Raw genomic sequence first — 26,448 nt, 5'->3', positions numbered from 1 at the left:
TTCAGTGTCCTAAATATTGACATAAAACCAATTATCCAGTGGACACATTGCATATCCACTTAGATTCCAATATCCAACAGGATTATTTTGACAATAAGCATAAAGATTTAGTCCATCGCCTCTATATACATCTTCTTGGATAAAACTACCTAGAACAGGATTATAATATCTAGCTTTCAAATAGTATTGTTGAGTTATTCCATCAAATTGTTGGCCAGTATAAGTTATTCTATTATGAATTTCTTCTTTTGAATCAAGTACATTACCAAAAGCATCATAATAATATTCATTCTTAATATTTCCAGAATCATCTGTTATAAAATCAGTGCTTCCCTGCTCATCAACAGAATAACAATACCTAGGCAAACTGTAATTTATTGAGCTGTTTAAGTGAGAGTCCAAATTTATAATTTGGTTACTCGAACTTACTCCTGCAAACGTATGTGAGCAGTGAGTTTCATTAGAATACTCTCCAATATCTGCTGCAACAATTTCATAACCCCTAATAAACCTAGAAATTACATTATCATTCTTATCTTATCATTTATACTTTGGATTTATATTTTCACTTTTATAGAAATTCTAACAATTATAAATCCCTCATCTTAATTAATACTAAAATGAGGGATATTAATCACAAAAAATTATTTATTACTAATCTAAATCAATTATTGATGGTTCTAAAATAGTAAGTAATTCTTCTAAATTATTAGCAATTGTTCTAAATGTACCTTTATCATGATTTTCAATTTTTATTTTTCCTGTACTATTTTCCATAAAAATTAAGTATCCATGTTCTTCTTCCATACCTATAGGTATATATTTTAATTCATTGTTATGAGCTTCTTTATACCCTATTAACTTGTTTTGGAACATTTCTAATTCTCTTTCTGGTACTACAACTTCAAGAGTTATATCTTTTTTCTTAAATTTCCCTTCTAACTCCAAAAACCAATATGAATTAAAATACTCTTTAATATCATTATTTATATTAACACACAAAATTTTCTCTATATGCTCAAAACTATTTATTTTATTTTTCTTTATGGGTTTCCACTTACACCAATCATCCTCATTAGATTTACCTACATATATTCCTATGTTATCTATACCTTCTTTAGGTGTCATTGGTAATCCTTGTTTTGTTTTGCTATATCCTTTTATCATTTTTTCAAAATATTTATCTAATGCTTTTTTTACACTCATTTCATTTTATACTCCTTCTATTTAATTTTATTCCAATTTCTAGTTCTAACTGTATTATTTTTTATTATTTCTGCTTCATTAGCTAACAGTTCATCTAATGTGTTTTCTACTAAAATTCCAAATTCCTTCTCTATATTATGAACACCTCCATATCCTGGATGCAAACTATCCGGTATTGGCATAGCTTGACTACCTCCTCCTATATGATGATGCCTAATTATTTCTTTATTATTATCAGAATATTGAGGAAAATACTTTATAAATTGTTTATCTACTTTAGGACTTTTACCACTGTTTATTCTCTTTAAATTTTCTTTACTGAAAATTTCAGGTTGTTGCTCTTGTAGTTGTTTGAAGAAGAATTTAGAATCTCTCTTCCACCCTTGAGAATTACTATTGTTCTTATTCTTGCCTACATATGGCATTTCTACAATATAATTTGGATCACCTAAATATTTAGAATCAATTCCACTAATATCAATTCCCCTATAATTTCTTATTTTTGTTTCATAATCTACGTTACCATTACTTAAACTTTCCCAATGCTCTTTATATCTTTTTCCATCCTCATAAGACATTTCTCCAAAAGCACTCGCTTTAGTCTCACAAGAATACCCACTAGGATCATAATACCCCACAGGATTATTTCCACAATAAGCATACAGATTCAGCCCATCGCCTCTATATACATCTTCTTGTGTAAACCTACCGATGACAGGGTTATAGAATCTAGCTCTTAAGTAGTATTGCTGAGTTATTCCATCAAACTGTTGTCCTGTATAAGTTATCCTATTATGAATTTCTTCTTTTGAATCAAGTATATTACCAAAAGCATCATAATAATATTCATTCTTAATATTTCCAGAATCATCTGTTATAAAATCAGTGCTGCCCTGTTCATCAACAGAATAATAATATCGTGACAAACTGTAATTTGTCGAGCTGTTTAAGTGAGAGTCCAAATTTATAATTTGGTTACTCGAACTTACTCCTGCAAACGTATGTGAGCAGTGAGTTTCATTAGAATACTCTCCAATATCTGCTGCAACAACTTCATATCCTCTAGTAAATCTAGAAATTACATTATCATCAGAATCTGTTTCAACTAATATATCTCCATTTTTATTGAAAATAAATCTGCTTAACTTTTCATTTTCTTCTATTTCATACCTTAAACCTTCTGTATCATACCTACTTACTAAAGTGTTTCCTTCTTTTGTTATAGCTTTTACTGCTTGATTTAATGTATTATATTCAAATAGATTATTTCCATCTTTTGTTTCTTCTTTTATTGTATTTCCTTGATTGTCGTAAGTAAAGTAGTTTACTCCATTTTTGTTATGAAGTTCTTTTAATTGATTCTTTACATTATAAACATACTTTTCTGTTATATCATTAGTTGTCTTACTTAATCTGTTTCCTACTTTATCGTAAGTAAAGCTTTCGCATCGTTCATCATAGCTACTATCAACTAATCTATTCATGCTGTCATAAGAATAGAAATTTTTATGCTGACTGCTTACTTTTTGTAGTCTATTTCCATTTAAATCATAAGCATATTTATAATCTACTAGTACTTCTCCTGTTGATGTTATTGTAACTAGACTTTCTACATTTCCATCACCATCATAGGTATAATCTGATTTTATTCCATTTCCTAAAGTTACAGATTTTATATTATCATTTTTGTAATAATCATAAGATGCTAAAGTATTTTTATTGTCATCTAAAATTGTCTTTACTCTATCAGCATCATCATAACTATAAATACTGCTCTTTCCTGTGATGTCTTTTATACTCTTGATATTATTATTCTTATCATAAGTATAACTTATTAAGGTTCTTCCTGATGCACTCTTACTTTCAAGTAATTTTTCATCATTATATGTGTAATTATACATCATATTTCCAGTGTATGCATTATTAAGTGTTCCATCTGGATTGTATTTAAATCTTTGACTTATTACATTTAGCTTATACTTTTCATATTCATTAGCTTCATATTTAGAGTTATTATTTTCTGTTATTTGATGATTTTGCTCTTCTAATTTTTGCCTTTCTTTTTTCTCTTTCATTCTTTCTGTAAAGCTTCTACGACGTGGTGCTTGATTCATTGAGATATTTGAAATTCTCTCTTCTTCCTTCTTTTCATCTTCCTCAGCTTTTCTTGCTTCTAAAGCTATTGCATCCTCATCCATTTGATATGCTTCAACTGAAACTATATTTCTATCAATATTATATTTTCTATCAACATGATTTTCATTTCTATCAATGTGCTTTATTAAATTTCCTTCTTCATCATAATAGAAGTATTCACTATTTCCTTCTTGATCTTTTATTTCACATACTTGTCCTAAACTATTATAGAAGTATTCAATAGTTCCACCGTTTGCATCAGTAGTTGAAGTTATATTTCCTGCATAGTCATATGTGTATTTCTCTATTCCACCTTCTGGAGTTGTTATTTGAATTATTCTTCCCCAGTCGTCTAAAAGATAACTTGTTTCATTTCCATTACCATCAGTAATTCCGGTAATATTTCCTCTTGCATCATAGCTATAGCTTTGAGCTTTTTTATTTTCTTTCTTTGAATTTGGAGTTACAACATCCTTTATTTGACCTAATAATGTATAAGTATATTCAACCTTATTATTTTCTCCATCCACTGAAGTTTTTAAATTCCCTTTTGGATCATACGTATTTTTAGTAACTGTTTCTCCTAAAGCATTTTTGACTTCAACTACTTGTCCTTTTAAATTATAAAAATAAGTTGTTCCTACCCCATTATCTTTTTCACTATCATATTGCTTTGGAAATACTTGTTTTATTATTCTATCATTTTTATCATAAAATAATCTTGCTGTATTTCCACTTACATTAGTGAAATGAGTAAGTCTATTTTGTGAATCATAAGTATAGTTCTTTTTCCTTTTATCGATTTTAAAGTTAATCTCTTTAAATAGCTTTTCGTTTTCCTTCTTGTTTTCATATCTTGTTAATATATCTAAATCATAATTAAATTCACTTGAATATTTAGAATTTATAAGTTTTGCTTCTTCTCCACTATATTCATTTATGCTTATTATATTGTTAGCTTTATCATAGGCATAAACACGACTTCTAAATATATTATTTGTTTCATCTTTTTCATGCTCTTCTATAATTCTATCAATTTCATCATAAACTTTTACTATTTCATAACCTTTTGGAGTTATTATCTTAGTTAAATTTCCATTCTTATCATATTCATATTTTGTTATAGACCAAATATTTTTTCCTTAACTTTTAAGTAGAATTATTGAGCCTAGGATTTCCTTACTTATCAGCTTACATATCCATACTATCCTTGTTTTACTTACCTCTAAAGGTACTGATGTTGACTATCAAGGAACTTCTTTAAAATCATATGTATTTATTTAACCATAAAAAAATGAAATGAATCAGCCTACTTAAATTTCAGCTGATTCATTTCATTTTTTACTGCATTATTACAGTTATGCAGTTATTATTAATTTATATACATTATAACCAATCAAGATCTATTTCAGTCTGCTCTTCAAATTTATTTAATATTTCATCAGTAGTTGCTCCAAAGTATATAATATTTTCATGAGCAAAATACACTGCTAATATATTTCCATCATTAGATACGTAACTAAGACGCTTATTTTCTTTACTTTTTGTAGTGCATAATGGTTTAAAATATTCTTCCAATATTATCTCTTGGGCATCTAATACAGCACTTGCATCTAATAAATTTATGGTTTGAAATACTATACAATTTGCAATAAAACTGGATAGTTCCTCATAGTCTAACCAGTTAGATGTATAATCATTATATATCGCTACTTTTACATTAATACATTCTCTTTCTAAATCATTGACATAAATTCCATATTTTTCAACATATTCATTTGAGTACCCTATTATTAAAAAGTCTTTTTCTATTTCTAGTTCTTCAAGATTTTTAAATATATAGAAAGCAGTTAACATATTCTGATTTTTATTATATTGAATATAAAAATTTTTTAATACCTCAGGCAATTTTATGTTTAATTTATTTTCAATTAAATTTATCTGTCTTATATTATTTTCTACATTTACTTCTTTATTGTTCAATATGATTTCATCAATTTTATTAAAAATTTCTTTCAATATTTTCACCCAAATTCCTATAATTTACTCTTTAGTTAAAAATGTCGTCATTTGTTAATTTTCTTTCAATCCATCTAAAGCTTACTTTCATTTTATTTTCTACTTCTTCTAATTTACTTTTATCATTTGAACCTAAAATTAACAATTGTTCATAATGAAGATATATTGCCATAACATTTTCTTCTTTATCATAATAACTATATTTAGTTCCTCTTGAAAGTTTTCTTTCCTCACTTACCCTATATAGAATATTTTTTATATTTTTTTCTAAATTTTCTTCATCTATTTTTATTTTAGCTTTAACTCTCATTAAATTAATTCCTTGCCAAAATACATTATTTAATATATATTCTGATAAGTTTTTAGCCTCAATATACCATGTACTATCATTCTCTTGTTGCAACCTAACAATTGGATCATCCTTATTTATATCTTTTATTAGAATACCATATTTTCTATACTTATCTATTAATTCATAAAAAACAATTCCTTCATCTATTATTTGCAAATCATCTAATGGCAAAAAAAAATGATATGAATTTAAAATTCCTTTGTCATTTCCAAAAATCTCATAAAATTCTTTTAGTGGTACTGGTAAAGATAATCCTAACCTGTCTTCACATATTTGAATTTGTTTAATTGTAGCTCCTTTATTAGCAAAATCTTTTCCATATAAATTTATTGCAATTTTTTTTAAATAATCCTTGATCATATTCCATTTCCTTCCTTACATTACTTATTTATTATTAAAATAGGAAAATTAAAACAATATACTTATAAAAATAAAAAATATATAAATATCAAAGTTAATATTTTGCGCGCTTCCATCTTCCTTTATTTGTTTTCCAATACCTATGACTACTAATTTGCTTACCATTATTATCATATATTTGTTGTATCACTGAACCTTTTAATGTTTTATTTCCATTCATAAGTGGTGCATTCTTTTCATCAACAGGTGTCCATTTATATTTATATCCATTAGACGATGCTTTATAATTAATATTTACTTGTTTTTCAGTTACAGTTGTTCTTATTGCAGGTTGACATCCTGGTCTGCATGGTGGTAGGGTTCCTTTCATTTTTAATTTATCTCCTGGTTCTAAATCATCCTCTACAAAATTTAAAAATTTTCTTTCTGTATGAGTTAACAATGCCTCTTGCTGATTTAATCTACCTTTCTTTCCTTCACTTCCACTAATAAAATCACCATCAAATAATACTTCACCATTTCTTGAATGCTCACCATACATTTTATGATGATCATTATTAGCTTGCGTACTTCCTTTTGCTTTGCATACATTAGCATCATACCCACTAGGATCATAATACCTAACAGGATTATTTCCACAATAAGCATAAAGATTTAGTCCATCACCTCTATATACATCTTCCTGAGTAAATCTACCGATCACAGGGTTATAGAATCTAGCTCTTAAATAATATTGCTGAGTTATTCCATCAAATTGTTGACCTGTATAAGTCATTCTATTATGAACTTCTTCTCTTGAATCAAGTACATTACCAAAAGCATCATAATAATATTCATTCTTAATATTTCCAGAATCATCTGTTATAAAATCAGTGCTGCCCTGCTCATCAACAGAATAATAATATCGTGACAAACTGTAATTTATTGAGCTGTTTGTTTTGTCAGCAATGTCAGCTGCGACAATTTCATACCCTCTAGTAAATCTAGAAATTACATTATAATCTTCATCACTTTCAACTAAAATATCTCCATTTTTATTGAAAATGAATTTACTTAATTTCTCATTTTCTTGAATTTCAACTCTTAAGCCTTCTGTATCATATCTACTAACTAAAGTGTTTCCTTCTTTAGTTATGGCCTTTACTTGTTGGTTTAAAGTATTATACTCAAAGATGTTATTTCCATCTTTTGTTTCTTCTTTTATTGTATTTCCTTGCTTATCGTAAGTAAAGTAGTTTATACCAGAATCCTTGTGTAATTCTTTCAATTGGTTCTTTACATTATAAACATATCTTTCAGTTATATCATTTGTAGTTTTTGTTAGCCTATTTCCTACCTTATCGTAAGTGAAATTCTCTTGTCTTCCATCATAGCTTGAATCAACTAATCTGTTCATGCTGTCATAAGAATAGAAATTCTTATGCTTTGAACTTACTTTTTGTAGTCTATTTCCATTTAAATCATAAGCATATTTATAATCTACTAATACTTCACCATTTGATGTTATTGTAACTAAACTTTCTACATTTCCATCACCATCATAGGTATAATCTGATTTTATTCCATTCCCTAAAGTTACAGATTTTATATTATGATTTTTGTAATAATCATAGACTGCTAAAGTATTTTTATTATCATCTACTATTGCCTTTACTCTATCAGCATCATCATAACTATAAATACTGCTCTTTCCTGTGATGTCTTTTATACTCTTGATATTATTATTTTTATCATAAGTATAACTTATTAAGGTTCTTCCTGATGCACTCTTACTTTCAAGTAATTTTTCATCATTATATGTGTAATTATACATCATATTTCCAGTGTACGCATTATTAAGTGTTCCATCTGGATTGTATTTAAATCTTTGGCTTTATCAATATTATACTTTCTATTAACTATATTTTCATTTCTATCAATGTGCTTTATTAAATTTCCTTCTTCATCATAATAGAAATATTCACTATTTCCTTCTTGATCTTTTATTTCACATACTTGTCCTAAACTATTATAGAAGTATTCAATAGTTCCACCATTTGCATCTGTTGTACTTGTTATATTTCCTGCGTAGTCATATGTGTATTTTTCTATTCCACCTTCAGGTGTTGTTATTTGAATTATTCTTCCCCAGTCGTCTAAAAGATAACTTGTTTCATTTTCATTACCATCAGTAATTCCTGTAATATTTCCCCTAGCATCATAATTATAGCTTTGAGATTTTTTATTTTCTTTCTTTGAATTTGGAGTTACAACATCCTTTATTTGGCCAAGTAATGTATAAGTATATTCAACCTTATTATTTTCTCCATCCACTGAAGTTTTTAGATTTCCTTTTGGATCATAGGCATTTTTAGTAACTGTTTCTCCTAAAGCATTCTTAACTTCTACAACTTGTCCTTTAATATTATACTTATATGTTGTTCCTACCCCATTATCTTTTTCACTATCATATTGCTTTGGAAGTACTTGTTTTATTATTCTATCATTTTTATCATAAAATAATCTTGCTGTATTTCCACTTACATTAGTGAAATGAGTAAGTCTATTTTGTGAATCATAAGTGTAATTCTTTTTCCTTTTATCGATTTTAAAGTCAATCTCTTTAAATAGCTTTTCGTTTTCCTTCTTGTTTTCATATCTTGTTAATATATCTAAATCATAATTAAATTCACTTGAATATTTAGAATTTATAAGTTTTGCTTCTTCCCCGCTATATTCATTTATGCTTATTATATTGTTAGCTTTATCATAGGTATAAACACGACTTCTAAATATATTATTTGTTTCATCTTTTTCATGTTCTTCTATAACTCTATCAATTTCATCATAAACTTTTACTATTTCATAACCTTTTGGAGTTATTATCTTAGTTAAATTTCCATTCTTATCATATTCATATTTTGTTATAGACCAAATATTTTTTCCTTTATTCTTAGAAGATATAAATTTACCATCTATCTCTTCTTTCTTCTCAATTAAATTTCCTACTTTGTCATAAACATAATGAATTATTTTATTTGTAGTATCATTAATTTTAAAGCTTTCATATATTTTATTGTTTAAGCAATCATATTTATATCTTGCCTTAGCTCCACATTTATCTTTAACTTCTATAAGTCTATTTTCTTTATCATAAGTAAAGTAAATTTCATTATAATTGTTGCATATTTCATCTTCAAATATAGCATCAATTCCATGCTTTTCTAATATCTTATTTCCATTTTTATCATAGCAATATGAAGTTACTTGATACTTAATTTTACTTTCTAAATTTTTATTATCTGCACTTTCATTTGAATCTATATCTATTATTTCAACAGGAACATTCTTTTCAATTAAGTTGTTAGCTAAATCATATTTAAATAATGTGGCATTTTTGTCATTATCTATTTCTTTTATTATATTTCCATGAAGATCATATTCAAAAGTTTTTTCTGTAATTTCTGTTTCTTCATTATATATAGACGTTAATTTATTCATACTATTATAAGTATAACTAAACCCTACTCCATCATCAGTTTCTTTATTGTAGTATTCTGGGCTTATATGCCTTATAACATTTCCATTTGCATCATAATAAAATCTTTCAATTCCACCATCTAGGTAAATAGTTTTTATCTTTCTATTATCTTTATCATAAACATGCTCTATTCCTAATCCATTGTCAGTTTTATCATCATAATAATTAGGATTTATTTCTTTTATTATGTTTCCTTCACTATCTCGTATACTTTTATCTATAATTCCAAGTGGGTTCTTTATTGATATAAGTCTATCCATATGATCGTATTTATAGTAATAACCTTGTCCATTTTGCTTATTATTTAAGCATACATTAGGAGTATAAATACTTATAAGATTACCCATCTTATCATAATATTTTAATGTTACATTTCCATTTCCATCTTTTATTTTTGAAACATAGTCAAGATTATTATATCCAAATTCTATAGTTCCATAATCTGTTGATATTGATGTATTTCTTCCTACTTCATCATATTCATATTCATAATCATAACCACTGTTAGTAGTTACTCTTACAGGATCTTTTCCTTTTTTACCTTCTATAAAACTACCGCTATCATATTCATAATTTGAAATATTATCATTTCCATCAACCTTAGCTGTTATTCTTCCATAAGAATCATATGTGTAACTTTCAGTTTTATATTCTCCAACTGAAATCTTTGTTTTCTTCTCTAATAAATTTCCTTTACTATCATAAGTAAATAGTATTTCTTTTTTCTATTATCTATTTCTTTTATTAAATTTTTATTTTCATCGTATGTGTATTCTGTTATTAGTCCATTCAAAAAAGGATGTAGTAAATTTGTTTTTACACAAATCTTACTACATCCCCGAGAAAGCTAATAATTTAATATTAAAACTCTTTAATTTTCATAGTTTTCTCCATTATTTAATTTTTTTTAATAAACTCAATACTTAATTTAAAGTTTTATAAATTATTAAAATATAGCTAATGTAAATTAGTCCCTTTCCACATCCAGATTATATACTCTTCATCACCAACTTTAAAATCAAATTTCTGTTTATCCATACTACAAGCTAAATCAAACACATCATCATATAAATCAGTATATCATCCATATTTATGTAAACCATCTTGTTTTCTTTCTGAACCGCTTAAATGTATCAGTATTCTTTATAATATTACCTGCTGAATCATTCCCTTTTATATCCTCTATTCAATTGAAATACCTACTTATCACTTACTAATCCATAATAAAAATTGCACTTCTTTTTACTTAACGAGCATATATTCCAGAAAATCTACAGCTCGCTATGTCTTCATAGTTTAAATCTTTATTATGATAATCACTTGCTGTTAATTTCACCTCAAATATGCCACCTGCTTCTACAGGATCTTCTGATCTTTGAGATGCTGATCCTATTTTTTTACCACTTACATCATAAAAACAAAATGACACTTCTACATCACCATAAGCAATATCACTTTGTATAGTTGCATATATATTAAATTTCCCATCAGAATAATCTTCTGCATATTTTAAAAATTTAAATCCTCCTGCTATTTCAGCTCCATCTTGAAATTTTATATCTGTATATTTACTAGAAGGTGGAACATATACACCAGGACACACTATTACATTACCACCATCATATTCTGTTTGCTTATCTTCTTCCTTTATTAACTGAAACATATAAAGCCCTTCATTTTCTCGATTAAATGTATCTGCACTAATATAAATCAAAAAAAGTAAATATGCCCCTTTATCTGTTATTATAGTATATTCATATGTATCTTCAGCTACATATGCTCCACCACCGCTTGATTCTGATGACGGTCCTTCTCCACCATCTATTGAAGTTATTTCAACATCAAGCAAATTCATAACATAATCTATACTTTCGTCAATATTTTCAGCTTCTTTTAACGCACTTATTGAAAATAATTTTTTCAAGCCTTCTTTATCTTTATTTTTCAAAACTTCGAATACTTCTTTTGAACGTTTATCACGTATTTTACTGCTTTCATTTAATTTGTTTAATCTTTTATTTATCATCTTGTCTTTTAATGAATCACATGATATTAAATTAAATGAAAATATAACAGCAGTTATTATTAATGTTATTTTTTTTATATTCATAAATCTCTCCTTAAAATTATAAATTTTATAAAACCCTTAATAATATCTTATATTTCTATTTCCATTTATAAGTAGCAATATAATTTTCATCATCAAAATCCCATATATTACGATTTCTTTTTTTACATGATTCTTTAAGATTTTCCCACATATAAGTATGCTTTGAAAAATCTATAGTTCCTATAGATATAAGATCTTTCACATTATAGTCTTCATATGCAGGATTAAATCCAGTACACCACCATTTATTCTCTTCTGGCTTCCAATCATAAATTACATTTCCACTAGTATCCTCCACTCTTAATGTCATAGGCATTGCATCATTAGTATCACATTCCCAAAGTGGTTCTCCACCTTTATATATTCCTGTTTCTGCTCCAACTCCAAGATTTAAATAATCACCTTTCCATAACCAAACTATATAATCATCGCCATCTACTGAAAAATCAAATTTTTGTTTATCCATACTACAAGCTAAATCAAATACATCATCATGTAAATCAGTATATCCTCCATATTGCTGCAAAACATCTTGTTGAGCATGGTAAACTCCATTTTCGTCTCTATCAAATCCACCTATATCAAATAATTCAGGAAAATCTCCTTCTTGAGTTTTCTTTTTAAACCATTTGAATGTATCAGTGCTTTTTATAATATTTCCCGCCTCATCGCTATTTTTCAGCTCGTTTATGCTGTTTTCAAAACCGACCATGCTACCTTCTGGATCTGTTAGCCAATCTTCTTTTAACATAGCACCTACTAACAATTTAAATTCTTCTAATATTTCTTCAAAATCCTCATCAACATCAATATCGCCATCTCCATCAAAGTACAGTTCTCCAAGAACACTATTAGATACGGAGACAGAACTATCAAGTGCCCCAATTGCTACAGTTCCTACTTTTGCAACTGCTCCCACAACACCTTTTACTAAATTTCCAATACTAAAATCCATTTTATACTCCTCCTTCTGCAAAAGGAGCATAAGTTTCTTTACAGCTTCCATTTTTTATTACATTATTACCTTTTATATGGAATTCGCCTTCTATTGAAACTCCATTTTCTGTATTTCCTTAGGCACATTCAAAATAATAACAAGTCAATATCCTAGTCTATTTCGTGTCATGTTGCGTCAGCATAATGGTCTAATAGCTCACTATTAAACCATTATGTTTCCTTGCCTGACGCAAAATATACATGGCATTTTGGACTTGTTATTTTCTTTCATATGCCTTAGTCATTAATATTTGGCTTTGAGCACTTATGTTTATGTTATGTGGTGTTCTTATTACTACTTCTCCACCTGCATTTAGGTTTAATCCAGTTGGACTTGTAAGAGTTACTCCTGCTTCATCTTCAAAATTTATACTTAATGGTTCCTTACTTCCACCTTTTATATTTAAAGCTCCTGGAAGCATTGCTATTTCACTTCCATGCTCTGTTTGAAAGTATCTATTTGTTGCATAAGATGTGCCTTCGCACGTATCTCCATTTTTTCTTGTGCAGCCTGTAATAATTGGTTCTTCATTACCTTCATTTGGGAAATAGAGTCTTACACTTTCTCCAATACTAGGCATTGCATACATTATATTGGTTGTTGGAGGTGCATATCTAAATCAATAAACTTCTTCTTCACTTGTAATTTGAAACATTTATTAACACTAAAAATCCTCCTCATCTTTAATTATATGAATGAGGAGGATTTTATTTGTAGTTCATATATTCTTATACATGTTAATTCTCTATATGCTTCATTTTAAACTTATTTATATTTACTTCTTATTTTTTAAATAAATTAACTCATCATCTTCATCAATTATCATTCTCTTATATGAAGCTTCTGATGGGAAAAGCATTCTTGAAGCTTTAGGTAATATAGGCTGAAAATATCTTTTTAATTTTCTTAAATCTTCATCTGATACATCATCAATATTTTCTGTTAACTGCAAATAGACTCCATTATCGTTCATCGGTTTAACCAAATAGACAGGCGCTTCATTTTTGATTTTTTCTATTCCACCTAATAACTTCACATGATTTTTACTTAAATAATTTCCCCAACTATATCCTCTAAAATATTTATCAAATTTTTCTGATGCCCTAAAATATGTAAGTCCCACATATCTTTCATGTGTGCTGAAAGAGCAATATTTATCCATAGTATCTAATGTAATAAACCCACCTACACATTCTATATTGGCTAACACCATTTTTATTAACTTTTGATATTCCAAACAAACATGCTTAGAATCATCTTTGGCACAAGTCCATTTATTTATTGAAAATTCTATAAGACTTGCCCTTTTAGAATTTTCAATATTTGACACAATATTAAAATTAATAAGCTCTGGAAATATATTTGCTTCTGGGCAATCTATCCCATTAATTGCTGCCTCAATCATCTTTTTATCAAAATGAATAAAAGATATATTTTCTATTTTGCCTTCATTAATTAAAATTTTAGTTTTCTCCCAATTTGATGCTTCATATTTCTGCTTCTTTCGTCCTGAATTAATTACATACGACAAATCCTTATTTATTGGTTTAACTATTTTGTCTATAAACTCTTCTATAATATTAATTATTACTGTTCCCTTATCTAACAAAGAATCATATGTTGAAATACATCCATAGATTCGTCTTGTATATTCTACTTTTCTATTCATGATTTATTTCACCTCATTATATATTTATGGTACTGGTATTAAATTTCTTGGAGGAAATAATCGAGATCCCTCTGATATTATTACATATGCCACCAAAGTTGCACCAGCAAGCCCAGTTATTGCCTCCATTTCTTCCCAAAAGCCTTTTGAATGATCTGCTGGATAATCATAAGAATCCTCTGATATCTGCAATGAATTAACTTCTGGTACATTTGAAGTACTTGTTTCTAATTGCTCCTGTTCCTGCTCTTGTTCATCTTTCCTATTCACTTCACAATAAGTATTATTAATAACATAATGTAAATCCTTATAACATCTATAAGATCCACTATATTTTATAAGTTTATAACTAATACCAAATATACACAATGCTGAAATTATTAAACAAACTACTCTTTTATAACTTTTATTCTTAAGGAAATAAGTTAATTCATTAATTATAAGCCCTATTAAAAGTAGTGGTATTCCAGGCAAATTTATTAGATAAAAAGTAAAAATTTTATAGTATTCTCCATAAACATTTAACTTTATAAATAAATATCCCAATAATGAAATTATCGCCCAGCTTATTAAATATGTGAAAACTATTATTCTTATCCATTTTTCTACAATAATTCCTGAATTTTCATAATATATTTTTTTACTTTTATCTCTCATACTCCAACTTCCTATTCATCATCTTTCATATTCTTTTTAAATTGATCTAAAGTATCTGATCTAAGAAAAGACTTTAATTTAGGACCTGTAACTGGGTCTTTAAATGCTTCATCTGTTTTTTCTATTATAGTTCGTGTGTTTACATTTTTATTTACAAAATCCATCCAATTTTCAGTCCATTCAGGATTGTCATAATACGGTATCAACTGTGCTACTGTTGGAGGAGTATTAATTATTCCTCTTACATATCCAAGTGTGCACGCATCTGCTGCTGCTCCAACTTCAGCAATTTTCTTATATTTTTCATAATTATCAGGATCATATTCAGCAATAGCCTCCAAATCATCTTTATATGGTTCCATTGAATTTTCATATTCACTAAAAATCCTCCTCATCTTTAATTATACAAGTGAGGAGGATTTTATTTGTAGTTCATATATTTTTATACATGTTAATCTTCTATATGCTTCATCTAATACATCATCAACATTTTCTATTAACTACACTATGAATATTTATAAAACCACTGATTGTCTCATTTCCTTTATTTCCTCATCAGAAATATTACTAAACAATATACCACGAAAAATATTATCTTGATCAAATAAAATATGGTTATCAATATTAATTTCATATCCTATTAAATCCTGTGAAGCCTCTGAATCTAATAAATATAAATTATTATAATTAAAATTTAATATAAAATTTTTCATAATTTTTTCTTCTGGAGGATTTGCATCTATATTGAAGCAATCAAATGTAATATTTTTAGTTACAAATGTAATATTTAAATTTAAACTCATTTGACCAATTTTCTCATCTTGAGCAAAGAAACTCACATACTCAATCATTTTATTTTTAGGATTAACAGCAATATCCAAAGGTGGCTTCTTCTTATCTTCATAAAAATAATGATAATTTTGTCCAATTGCTTTTTTATTTGCTTTGACTTTAAATAGTACTAAGCCTTTTCCCATACCTTCAATATATCTTGTATAATCAAATTTAAAATCTGTTGTCTTAATCCTCATTATAATTTCACCTCAATCATTAATATAACATTTTTGCATGGTATACAACACCTGTTTCTGTATTTATACCTAACTCCCAATTTCCATATTTCTCAAAATATCTTCCTGGTGGTTGCGTCGCAAGCTTTTCCATTGCGTCATTTAATTAAGCAGAATAACTTTCTAACATAGCTTGGCTTCTAACATCAATACTCCAATTTTCTTTCCCGAATCTAGAAACATATTCACCCATATGCTCTGTTGCATTTGCATTTGTCCATAAAACATTTGAACCCGTTTTTGGATTAGCATATGAAATGCTATCATCCAATTTAATTTGAAATGTTGCAGGTATTTCTGTTACTGCCATATTATCAGCTGTTCCAGTAATATTATCCCAAACTGTACCTGTAGGATTATCTACCACTTCAGTAATTTTCTCAACTTCACTAATAACTTCTGATTCTTTACTAACCTTCTCAGCTTCACTAATAACTTCTGATGTTTTAGCAATTTTTTTCAGATTTATTAAGTTTAGTAACTGTAGGATCGAATAATAAAGCTGCCTCAAACAATGCCTTTCCTGTAAAATATGACTCAGAGTTAGCATCTCCCTCTATTACATCACGTTTATATTCATCTTTAATTTCCTTCCATATAGCTTTTCCTACTCTTGCTGCATATTCTGAATTTCCTTGCTTATCAAGCTACACATCATTCTTATCCTTGTTTTACTTGCCTCTAAATGTATTAGGTTTAATTAGCCATGAACTCATTTATCAGTTATATGCATGGATTTAGGTAGTAGAAAATCTTTCAGTCCTTAGCACCTTCTATTAAAAGAAAATATCAATACTATTGAAGTATCGACATTTCAGTTAAAACTATATTTTCTTTTAATCTAGGTAAAAAAGGGGGGTACGGTAATAGAGTTTTTAAAAAATATTTTTTAATTTCACTAGCATTAAATTACTTTTTAAATTTATCTGCAACTCTTATCCCCCTACTCACTACATTATTTAGATCATGCAATCTCATTAATTTATAATATCATTTCTCAATATTAAACTTTTTCAGTAAGCTTTTTTACAAGTTTTGCATTGAGTCTACTTTAGTCTTCTTATAACATCCCAACTCCTATCTGCTTTTTAAATTTTATTTTTAATATGCTTTTGCTTACATCATTAATTATCATTTCATCACCTATTTTATTAATGCTCTCAACATTCTCAATCTTACAAGTAAAAACTATTAATTCTTGAAAAGTTATTGTTACTTCACAAATTTTCCTATATACATCCATGAACATAACTATTTCAAATCCTTTATCATCCTTTAAAGAATAAATAAGTTCACCAGCTTCAACCTCTCCAACACTAATAGGTTCATTACAAAACAACTCTAATAACTCATACTCATCATATTTAATAAACATATATTCTACTCCTTTACTTAGAGCTGAAACTGTAATTACAAAAGTTAATGGTAGTAATATTTTTACTATTACTACCATTTTACCATTAATTTAATTTTTATTTAGCTAATCACTACAAAATTATAATTATGCAGTAAACTTTATGTTTTTGTAGTTACTTTATTTAAACAATGTAGCTACCTGCTAATTTCAATGTTCCGATATTCCATTAATTATATTTTCAGAATCTTTCCAAACTGATATGATTCTAGTGCATTCCTTTTCTTATAATGAAATAATCCTACCACTACATCATCAGCATCTTTGTAAATATGGTGCTTTAATTTTCCTTACTAGATCACAGTTGACATTCTCCATGTGTCTTTCATACAGCTTCTTATAACATAATTTATTCACTTCTTAAAATATATCCTTCTACAGATTGAATCAATCCAGATTCAGCTTGAAATTGAACATTTATATTTCCGGATATTGTTATATCAATCAATTGATTTTCAGTTCTTTTTATTTCAATATTACCAATATAATAATTAGTATTTGCATTAATATTTAACATAGATATAGCAAAAAAGTCAAGTTCTAGCATTACTGAATTATAATTTCTTTCCTTCCATTTTTTAGGTGGAGATTCAGGATAAAACGGCATCTTAAATGCAATCGTAATTCTGTTTCCACTATCAGAAATAGCTAACTTAGTTATCTGTACCTCTCCTAACATTGGCACTGAATTATATAGAGTTCTTAAAAACTTGTTATTATCTAAACAATCATACCACATAAATATTCTCCTTTTCTATTTTTTAAATATTAAGATGCATCTTTATTTGAGCTAGATATTCTTGTATCTTCTCATTATCCTCCGAGTATTTAGTTATATGATTTTCACAAGTCTGTAAAAGGTATCTATAAAACATACTGTTTTCTACAACAACCATTGTATCCTCATCATCTGCAGGCTTCCAGAAAAACAAAGTAACACAACCTTCAACATAATCCTCATCATCTGGATCAAATGAACAAGAAATATACTCTGCACCTTGGCCCTTCATTTCTGCCATTGTCTTCAAAGCACTAATTTGTAATTTTCCTAAAAAACATATATTATCAAAATAATAATTTAAATACTTTTCTTTTTCTCCTGAAACTCTCATTTCTTTACCTTCTTTCTAAATAGTAATTTTAATTTGGTACTATTGGGAAAAAGTTGGTTACTTCTCCATTTTCTATATAACCACGAAATTGTAGGCCATTAGATACACTTCCTTCGATGATTCTTCCGTTAATTGTACCATTTTCCATTGCCTCTTTACCCCACTTTAACATCTGGTTGCCTGGAATCTTATTAGGCTCAAAAACTGTCTTTGGCTCTCTAATATTTTTAAATCCTATAAGTTCACCTCTTCCATTATAAGATGGTATAGTATATTTTTGAGCATATACACCATCTATTGTCGGATGTGGTATCGGATCGCCTATTTTTAATTCATTCAAAGAAAAACCTGTACTTTCTAATGTACTATTGAAAAAATCTTCACTGTGTGCTCCAAGAACTCCTCTTTGCTTTGGCCCAATACCTTCTCCCATAATAAAATGATGATCTGGCTTAGTTAAAGGTCCGATAAAATCAGTATCACCAGGTTCAAATATGCTTGTGGGTTTAGCCACCCCCTTATTTATACCACCAAACTCTTCTGGTACTCCAACTCCGCTTTTTTTAGGCACAGAACCTTTGGTTTCCTTAATTCCAAAAATAGCTGATGCTGTTCCAAAACTATTTAACCAATGTTCTTTTGATAAAGGATCTTTAGGATTAAATGTCTCATTTACCATATCTACATTTCCTAAAGTAATCCAATTAGAAAAATCATAAAATGAATTAAAGGCTTTTTCGGATCTTTTTACATTTTCTTTTACAATATCTCTGTCATCCTTGTTTTACCGACTCCTAAAGATGTTAGTATTGATTAACAAGGAACTCCTTTATCAGATGCTTATACTTGAAAAACTGCTAAAAAGATTTTAATCACCTATCAATTTCTATTTAATCAGTTGTTTTAGCCTTTATTCATCACTTTTAAATTAAATGCCACTCTTATTCGTAGTCTTTTAAAACTCTGTTTTCTGATGTGTTATCGTTGTTTTTTGATATAATTCTTTTAAATGATGTATTTATAGCATATGATAACTACTAAAAAAATAATGAACTAGCCTACTTAATTTCAGCTAGTTCATTTCATTTTTCACTACATTATTTAGATTATGCAGCATAATTTAAATTCTACTATATAGTAGAAATCATTAATATTAATTACGACATATAGCTCCAAATAAAATAATATATTTTTGTCGTCAGTTTTTATAAAATTTGTAGTGAGTTCAATTTAAATAATCTGTACTTTTTTATATAATTTATACATTATTTTTGTATTAAGTAGTTCTGGGTTAATTCTCCCAACTTCGCTTAAATATTGATTTGCTTTCATTTTTACTTTATACTTAAACTCACTAAATGAAATGATTGTTTCTTTCCAAGTCGGATACTTAAAATCCTCTTTTTTAACTGTAATAAGAAAGGCACCATCGCTTTCTCCTGAATACTTAGCAAAACTTACTGTTAAAACATCGTCATTTCGAATAAATTCAAGCCAACTGTCAACACACTCTATTTCTTTTAAAGCAACATATTTTGATTTTTCTTCTAATATCAATATTACTTCCATTAATAAATCAAACCAAAGTGTTATCAATTCATGACCTACTTCAAATTCATTTAACTTATTATCATGATAATATCCTTCAATATTTCCATTAAAGTTAAGAGCAAAAAACCCCTCAACATCAGCTCCATCAGAATCAAATTGATGTGCATTAATATTACTTAAATATTCTAAATCATCTACAATTCTAAAATTAATATCAAACATTGTGTCACCTACTTTCCAAAGTTTATAATTTCATCATAAGTAAATTTATGATTTCCAAATCCAGTTGAAAATTTTCCTTCCCTCATAAATATATTAATTTCTTCTCCATATATCTTATAGGTATGATATCCATCTGTTATTCCTTTACTTACCGCATCTTTATAAGCACTATTTAAAGCATTTGTAACCTGTTCTTCAGTCCAGCTTGGATTAAAAAAGGATTTTTTACTTAGATACCCTTCAACAACTTCTTTTGACTGATACGGAACTTGTTTTACATACCTACTAACAATATGGTCATTCATTGGATGCTTTAAAGCCTTACTGCTAAGGTCTTCGATAGCTTTACCTGTCCTATTACCTAAATTTCCAATACCACTTCCAGCAATAAATTCACTCTCAGCACTAAAATTACCAGATATTATATTTTTAGCAGATTTAATACCACTAATTGATGCTGTTATTCCTGCTTCAGTCAACATTCCTACTGAAAAATCTCCATAAAGTTCTGCATATTCTGGAGTCAAACCATAACATTCACCAACGAAAGTTATATGCTCCTTGAATGGTAATATAGTCCTATCATAAACACCTTTAACTAAATATTCAAGTTTATATTCTCCTGGTAAACTGTGAAGTTTTATATTATCATTCTTATACTCTGGTATTGGTTCAAGACCTGTAGGTTTCTTTGTTATATATGTTTCTCCTGAAATATATGTTTTTTTTGAAATATATCTCTTTTCTAAATTTAGATTAACTCCTTTAAGACTTTGAGATGAATCATCACACTTACTTTCTGTGCTTGATGAACCTGAACCAAATGAAAATATAAAAGCCCCAACCAACAATTTAAATACATCTTCAAGCAGTTCTTCAGCTTCTTCATCATCAATCTCACCATCTTCACAAGCATTTGCAAATTCAGCTGTAACTCCGAGAACTGCTTCTGCTACTCCAACTATTGCTCCAGCAATACCCCCAAGAATTCCTCCTCCTTTAGCTACTGGTGATAATTTATTAACTACTGCATTTGCTACTTTTGCAACTGCTCCTACAACACTTTTCACTAAATTTCCAACACTAAAGTCCATTTTATACTCCTCCTTCTGTAAAAGGAGCATAAGTTTCTCTACAGCTTCCATTTTTTATTACATTATTACCTTTTATATGGAATTCTCCTTCTATTTAAACTCCATTTTCTGTATTTCCTTAGGCACATTCAAAATAATAACAAGTCAATATCCTAGTCTATTTCGTGTCATGTTGCGTCAGCATAATGGTCTAATAGCTCGCTATTAAACCATTATGTTTCCTTGCCTGACGCAAAATATACATGGCATTTTGGACTTGTTATTTTCTTTCATATGCCTTAGTCATTAATATTTGGGTTTGTGCAGTTATGTTTATGTTATTTTTTGTTCTTATTATTATTTCTCCACCTGCATTTAGGTTTAATCCAGTTGGACTTGTAAGAGTTATTCCACTTTCATCTTCAAAATTTATACTTAATGGTTCTCTGCTTCCACCTTTTATATTTAGAGCTCCTGAAAGCATTGCTATCTCACTTCCATGCTCTGTTTGAAAATATCTATTTGTTGTGTCAGATGTTTGTCCACAAGTGTCTCCATTTTTTCTTTTGCAGTCTGTAACAATTGGTTCTTCGTTGCCTTCACTTGGAAAATAGAGTCTTACAATTTCTCCAATGCTTGGCATTGCATACATTATATTTACTGATGGTGGTGCATATCTAAACCAAAAAGCTTCTTCTTCACTTTGATTTTCGTCTATATTTAAATGAAGCTTTATTAACTCTTCTTTTACTGCTAGAACTTTTCCTTCAATAGATGCTCCATTTAAAAGTGAATTATATAATTTTGTTTGCCATACACCATTTTTTCTGCATAATTTATATTTATAGATTATTTCCTCTTTATTCCTATAGGCTTCATACTCTCTAACATATAATTCTTTCTGCTTAAAATAAATTTCAGAACAATTACCTTTAAATTAAATAAAGATAATACAGTTTATTATTTGTATTATCTTTATTTTACTTCAATTATCCTTCATCTTTTACTGGTTCTATACTCAATAAGATATTGGTATTAGGTAAGTATTTTATCCTTACTTTCTTAACATTATCAAATTTTGCTTTAAACTTATTAAACTCTCTTTTTTCTACTATATTTCTTTCCACTTGAAATTTAAAATCTATAGTTTCTATATATGTTGTTGATAATACCATCTTTCCATGTGATGTATATATATATATATCCTTTAATTCTTGTACCTCTTCACAATAAGTATTATTAATAACATAATGTAAATCCTTATAACATCTATAAGATCCACTATATTTTATAAGTTTATAACTAATACCCAATATACACAATGCTGAAATTATTAAACAAATTACTCTTTTATAACTTTTATTCTTAAGAAAATAAGTTAATTCATTAATTATAAGTCCTATTAAAAGTAGTGGTATTCCAGGCAAATTTATTAGATAAAAAGTAAAAATTTTATAGTATTCTCCATAAACATTTAACTTTATAAATAAATATCCCAATAATGAAATTATCGCCCAGCTTATTAAATATGTGAAAACTATTATTCTTATCCATTTTTCTAAAATTCCCCCCGATGTTTCATCATATATTTTTTTACTTTTATCTCTCATAATTTACCTTCCTATTCATCATCTTTCATTTTCTTTTTAAATTGATCTAAAGTATCTGATCTAAGAAAAGACTTTAATTTAGGACCTGTAACTGGATCTTTAAATGCTTCATCTGTTTTTTCTATTATAGTTCGTGTGTTTACATTTTCATTTACAAAATCCGTCCAAGGCTTAACCCATTTTGGCTCGTGTATAGGAAGTAATTGTGCTACTGTTGGAGGAGTATTAATTATTCCTCTTACATATCCAAGTGTGCACGCATCTGCTACTGCTCCAACTTCAGCAATTTTCTTATATTTTTCATAATTATCAGGATCATATTCAGCAATAGCCTCCAAATCATCTTTATATGGTTCCATTGAATTTTCATATTCCATTATTGGAGTTATTGCCGTACCAATGAGCCCTGCCTTTCCTCCTATAGTTCCAAATTTTTTTAATCCTCCCTTAGATAACTTGACAGCATTTGATTCTACTGATGTTGTTGGCATAAAAAAATCATCTGCTGCATTAACTATTCTTTTCCATAATGAATCACTAGTTTTAACCTTTGCATTTGTTACTACTGCAGAACTTTTGTTAACTATTGTAATTGTATTATTAAACTTTGTCATAAAATCAAAGCCTAATTTTTTTTCTTCATCACTATTTGCTTCTGTGCTTGATGAACCTAAACCAAATGAAAGTATATGAGCCCCAACTAACAATTTAAACTTCTCTTCTAAAAACTCTTCAGCATCATCAATGTCAAGTTCACCATCTTCGTCAACATCTACAACTCCAAGTGCAGCCATAGCTCCAGAAAGAGCCGATCCAGCCGCTCCCCCAGCTGATGAAAACATTCCAGAAATTCCTGATATTGCAGACTTTACTGTATTAACCACTGCTGTTGCTACCTTTGCAACTGCTCCCACAACACTTTTTACTAAATTTCCAACACTAAAGTTCATTTTATACTCCTCCTTCTGCAAAAGGAGCATAAGTTTCTCTACAGCTTCCATTTTTTATTACATTATTACCTTTTATATGGAATTCGCCTTCTATTGAGACTCCATTCTCTGTATTTCCTTTTGTCATGAGTATTTGACTTTGTGCACTTATATTTATGTTATTTTTTGTGCTTATTACTATTTCTCCACCTGCATTTAGGTTTAATCCAGTTGGACTTGTAAGAGTTACTCCTGTTTCATCTTCAAAATTTATACTTAATGGTTCTTTACTTCCACCTTTTATATTTAAGGCTCCTGGAAGCATCGCTATTTCACTTCCGTGTTCTGTTTGAAAGTATCTATTTTTTGTGTCAGATGTTTGTCCGCAAGTGTCTCCATTTTTTCTTGTGCAACCTGTAATAATGGGTTCTTCATTACCTTCACTTGGAAAATAGAGTCTTACACTTTCTCCAATACTAGGCATTGCATACATCATATTTGTTGTTGAAGGTGCGTATTTAAACCAAAAAGCTTCTTCTTCACTTTGATTTTCGTCTATATTTAAATGAATCTTTACTAACTCTTCTTTTACTGCTAGAACTTTTCCTTCGATAGATGCTCCACCCAAAAGTGAATTATATAATTTTGTTTGCCATACACCATTTTTTCTACATAATTTATATTCATAAATTGTTTCATCTTTATTGCTATAAGCTTCATACTCTCTAACATACAATTCTTTCGCTTAAAATAAATTTCAGAACAATTGCTTTCAAATTAAATAAAGATAATACAGTTTATTATTTGTATTATCTTTATTTTACTTGATATAATCTTTACAGTTTATTGAATATTTTATAATCTACATCATGTAATAATTGCTTATTATTCTATTTATATTTTTTGCATATATTATCAATTTCTTGATAAAAACCATCTGGAATGGTATAACCATCTTTTTCTTCAGGTAGTAATCTGGCTACATAACCATAAATTAGAACACCCATGTCATCATAGCTATTTTTACTTGATAATCCTATTACCGCATCTGGAGAAGTGTTAAGCACACTATTATTAGAACGTTCAGTAAATTTTGACTCTTTTAAATAATTCATAATTTCTAATATCTGCCCCTTATCTTTAGTACTAAAACCTCCACCAAAGTATGAAATAGAAATGGTATCAATACTCTCTGGATCTATGCTCTCAAAAAGTCCTACTGTTCTGCTGTTATGGCATGTTCCAATTGATAATATTATAAGAATTATGCTTATTGCAATAAATGTTTTTTTCATAATAGTCCTCCTTCCATATACAAATATATAAATATAAAATAATATTGAAATTATTAATAAAAAGTTATAATTTCAACAATAATTGCATTATTCTCTTTACTTTATTCGCACTTTTCCTTGTCTTTTTCTTATTGGCCATCCCTCACTATCTCTTGGAACATATCTCCACCATGTCGGTTGACCAGTTGTCTCCGCTGGAGCTAAAGAATTTTCTGGAAGTACACCATATTTATCCTCATCTTTATATGAACCTTCTCCTCCTGCAACCTCCTCTGATTTCTCTGGATTTTCATCATTATAAGCATAGACTGTTCCACCATCCCATCCTGTTATCTCATTTGCGTCAACAACATTCTCAAATGCGCTTGCTGTATTTTGTGCATCAGGATTAGCAGAATTACAAGAACTAAAATATAATTCATTCATTTTTTTCTTATTTAAATCAGATATCAATATAGCCTCTTGTTTTTGTTGATATGGAATAACACTTGTATCCGTTGCAATTCTATACCACCAAGTATCTGGATCATTTTTGTGTGTTTCATCTTCAAAATACATAAAGCCTGCACCTGAATAATTATCATCATCTATATCTGGATTTATACTACCATGCAAAATAATTTGAACAGCATCAATATCCTTAGATTCATCATCCATATTATCCCATTCTCGTTTAAAATCACTTGAATTGGTAACTGGCACCAAAATTGGGTCAGTGCCAGGATATTTTTTCTTATATTTTTTTTTCTCTATCTCAGCTTGCTCATCAAATGAATGCTTGCCATCACCAGATTTTATACCTGGTTGATAAAAAATATAGCATACATGATCACTAGTAATATCATTATTTTCTGTGCTTGATGAACCAGAATCAAATGTTACTATGCAAGCCCCAACCAACAATTTAAATACATCTTCAAGCAGTTCTTCAGCTTCTTCATCATCAATCTCACCATCTTCACAAGCATTTGCAAATTCAGCTGTAACTCCAAGAACTGCTTCTGCTACTCCAGCTATTGCTCCAGCAATACCCCCAAGAATTCCACCACTTTGAGCTACTGGTGATAATTTATTAACTACTGCTGTTGCTACCTTTGCAACTGCTCCCACAACACTTTTCACTAAATTTCCAACACTAAAGTTCAT

At 28.4% G+C, this 26,448-nt stretch carries 27 protein-coding genes and 1 pseudogene; all 28 read right to left on the bottom strand.

Annotation, left to right across the window (positions count from 1 at the left end; translation table 11 throughout):
* Positions 1 to 9: 9 nt before the first annotated feature.
* Positions 10 to 477 (bottom strand): RHS repeat-associated core domain-containing protein, encoded by a 468-nt coding sequence (locus NG918_RS05975; RefSeq protein WP_502801308.1) that lies wholly within the window; start codon positions 475 to 477, stop codon positions 10 to 12.
* A 177-nt stretch (positions 478 to 654) separates the two neighbouring features.
* Positions 655 to 1,206: a SecY-interacting protein Syd gene (locus tag NG918_RS05970; RefSeq protein ID WP_252225282.1), complete on the bottom strand. Its 552-nt coding sequence runs from the start codon at positions 1,204 to 1,206 to the stop codon at positions 655 to 657.
* A 17-nt stretch (positions 1,207 to 1,223) separates the two neighbouring features.
* Positions 1,224 to 1,784 carry a hypothetical protein gene (locus tag NG918_RS17185; RefSeq protein ID WP_502801307.1) on the bottom strand — a complete coding sequence of 187 codons (561 nt, stop codon included), beginning with the start codon at positions 1,782 to 1,784 and terminating at the stop codon, positions 1,224 to 1,226.
* A 33-nt stretch (positions 1,785 to 1,817) separates the two neighbouring features.
* Positions 1,818 to 4,484, bottom strand: a pseudogene (locus NG918_RS05965) (RHS repeat-associated core domain-containing protein); the annotation flags it as partial.
* Between the two features lie 244 nt (positions 4,485 to 4,728).
* Positions 4,729 to 5,361 (bottom strand): SMI1/KNR4 family protein, encoded by a 633-nt coding sequence (locus tag NG918_RS05955; RefSeq protein ID WP_252225278.1) that lies wholly within the window; start codon positions 5,359 to 5,361, stop codon positions 4,729 to 4,731.
* A 31-nt stretch (positions 5,362 to 5,392) separates the two neighbouring features.
* On the bottom strand, positions 5,393 to 6,073 hold the full coding sequence (locus tag NG918_RS05950; RefSeq protein WP_252225276.1) for an SMI1/KNR4 family protein: 681 nt from the start codon (positions 6,071 to 6,073) through the stop codon (positions 5,393 to 5,395).
* A gap of 94 nt (positions 6,074 to 6,167) precedes the next feature.
* Positions 6,168 to 7,886, bottom strand: coding sequence for an RHS repeat-associated core domain-containing protein (locus tag NG918_RS05945; RefSeq protein WP_252225273.1), 1,719 nt, complete (start codon positions 7,884 to 7,886; stop codon positions 6,168 to 6,170).
* On the bottom strand, positions 7,886 to 10,258 hold the full coding sequence (locus NG918_RS05940; protein ID WP_502801306.1) for an RHS repeat domain-containing protein: 2,373 nt from the start codon (positions 10,256 to 10,258) through the stop codon (positions 7,886 to 7,888). The genes NG918_RS05945 and NG918_RS05940 overlap by 1 nt, the downstream gene beginning before the upstream one ends.
* Before the next feature lie 581 nt (positions 10,259 to 10,839).
* Entirely contained in the window at positions 10,840 to 11,703 is an 864-nt protein-coding gene (locus tag NG918_RS05935; RefSeq protein ID WP_252225269.1) for a DUF5104 domain-containing protein, read from the bottom strand.
* A gap of 55 nt (positions 11,704 to 11,758) precedes the next feature.
* Positions 11,759 to 12,658, bottom strand: a complete 900-nt coding sequence (locus tag NG918_RS05930) for a DUF4474 domain-containing protein (RefSeq protein WP_252225267.1) — start codon at positions 12,656 to 12,658, stop codon at positions 11,759 to 11,761.
* A 259-nt stretch (positions 12,659 to 12,917) separates the two neighbouring features.
* On the bottom strand, positions 12,918 to 13,280 hold the full coding sequence (locus tag NG918_RS05925; protein WP_252225265.1) for a hypothetical protein: 363 nt from the start codon (positions 13,278 to 13,280) through the stop codon (positions 12,918 to 12,920).
* Positions 13,281 to 13,475: 195 nt separating this feature from the next.
* Entirely contained in the window at positions 13,476 to 14,369 is an 894-nt protein-coding gene (locus NG918_RS05920; RefSeq protein WP_252225263.1) for a hypothetical protein, read from the bottom strand.
* Positions 14,370 to 14,393: 24 nt separating this feature from the next.
* Positions 14,394 to 15,026 (bottom strand): hypothetical protein, encoded by a 633-nt coding sequence (locus NG918_RS05915; protein ID WP_252225261.1) that lies wholly within the window; start codon positions 15,024 to 15,026, stop codon positions 14,394 to 14,396.
* 11 nt (positions 15,027 to 15,037) lie between these two features.
* Positions 15,038 to 15,421: a hypothetical protein gene (locus NG918_RS05910; protein ID WP_252225259.1), complete on the bottom strand. Its 384-nt coding sequence runs from the start codon at positions 15,419 to 15,421 to the stop codon at positions 15,038 to 15,040.
* 120 nt (positions 15,422 to 15,541) lie between these two features.
* Positions 15,542 to 16,057 (bottom strand): hypothetical protein, encoded by a 516-nt coding sequence (locus NG918_RS05905; RefSeq protein WP_252225257.1) that lies wholly within the window; start codon positions 16,055 to 16,057, stop codon positions 15,542 to 15,544.
* Between the two features lie 145 nt (positions 16,058 to 16,202).
* Positions 16,203 to 16,607, bottom strand: coding sequence for a hypothetical protein (locus NG918_RS05900; RefSeq protein ID WP_252225255.1), 405 nt, complete (start codon positions 16,605 to 16,607; stop codon positions 16,203 to 16,205).
* Between the two features lie 549 nt (positions 16,608 to 17,156).
* The gene (locus NG918_RS05895) at positions 17,157 to 17,471 is read right to left on the bottom strand and encodes a hypothetical protein (RefSeq protein ID WP_252225252.1); all 315 of its coding nucleotides are present in this window, start codon (positions 17,469 to 17,471) and stop codon (positions 17,157 to 17,159) included.
* Between the two features lie 388 nt (positions 17,472 to 17,859).
* On the bottom strand, positions 17,860 to 18,249 hold the full coding sequence (locus NG918_RS05890; RefSeq protein ID WP_252225250.1) for an Imm50 family immunity protein: 390 nt from the start codon (positions 18,247 to 18,249) through the stop codon (positions 17,860 to 17,862).
* A 22-nt stretch (positions 18,250 to 18,271) separates the two neighbouring features.
* On the bottom strand, positions 18,272 to 18,622 hold the full coding sequence (gene cdiI / locus NG918_RS05885) for a ribonuclease toxin immunity protein CdiI (RefSeq protein WP_252214040.1): 351 nt from the start codon (positions 18,620 to 18,622) through the stop codon (positions 18,272 to 18,274).
* Positions 18,623 to 18,650: 28 nt separating this feature from the next.
* Positions 18,651 to 19,301 carry a CdiA family toxin C-terminal domain-containing protein gene (locus NG918_RS05880; RefSeq protein ID WP_252214042.1) on the bottom strand — a complete coding sequence of 217 codons (651 nt, stop codon included), beginning with the start codon at positions 19,299 to 19,301 and terminating at the stop codon, positions 18,651 to 18,653.
* A 551-nt stretch (positions 19,302 to 19,852) separates the two neighbouring features.
* Complete coding sequence (locus NG918_RS05875) at positions 19,853 to 20,395, bottom strand: hypothetical protein (protein WP_252225247.1); 543 nt, start codon at positions 20,393 to 20,395, stop codon at positions 19,853 to 19,855.
* A gap of 8 nt (positions 20,396 to 20,403) precedes the next feature.
* Positions 20,404 to 21,489 carry a hypothetical protein gene (locus NG918_RS05870; protein WP_252225245.1) on the bottom strand — a complete coding sequence of 362 codons (1,086 nt, stop codon included), beginning with the start codon at positions 21,487 to 21,489 and terminating at the stop codon, positions 20,404 to 20,406.
* 259 nt (positions 21,490 to 21,748) lie between these two features.
* Positions 21,749 to 22,120, bottom strand: coding sequence for a hypothetical protein (locus NG918_RS05865; protein ID WP_252225243.1), 372 nt, complete (start codon positions 22,118 to 22,120; stop codon positions 21,749 to 21,751).
* 337 nt (positions 22,121 to 22,457) lie between these two features.
* Positions 22,458 to 23,078 (bottom strand): hypothetical protein, encoded by a 621-nt coding sequence (locus NG918_RS05860; protein ID WP_252225241.1) that lies wholly within the window; start codon positions 23,076 to 23,078, stop codon positions 22,458 to 22,460.
* Positions 23,079 to 23,089: 11 nt separating this feature from the next.
* On the bottom strand, positions 23,090 to 24,028 hold the full coding sequence (locus tag NG918_RS05855; protein WP_252225239.1) for a hypothetical protein: 939 nt from the start codon (positions 24,026 to 24,028) through the stop codon (positions 23,090 to 23,092).
* A 1-nt stretch (position 24,029) separates the two neighbouring features.
* A complete protein-coding gene (locus NG918_RS05850) occupies positions 24,030 to 24,743 on the bottom strand; it encodes a hypothetical protein (protein WP_353735861.1) in 714 nt (237 codons plus the stop codon).
* A 154-nt stretch (positions 24,744 to 24,897) separates the two neighbouring features.
* Entirely contained in the window at positions 24,898 to 25,302 is a 405-nt protein-coding gene (locus NG918_RS05845; protein WP_252225237.1) for a hypothetical protein, read from the bottom strand.
* A gap of 96 nt (positions 25,303 to 25,398) precedes the next feature.
* A complete protein-coding gene (locus NG918_RS05840) occupies positions 25,399 to 26,448 on the bottom strand; it encodes a hypothetical protein (protein WP_252225234.1) in 1,050 nt (349 codons plus the stop codon).

Origin of the sequence: Clostridium sp. ZBS2, from assembly GCF_023845855.1 — a bacterium.
Taxonomy (GTDB): Bacteria; Bacillota; Clostridia; order Clostridiales; family Clostridiaceae; genus Clostridium; species Clostridium aquiflavi.
The sequence above is the reverse complement of the archived record's forward strand: the minus strand, read 5'-3'. Positions and strand labels throughout refer to the sequence as shown.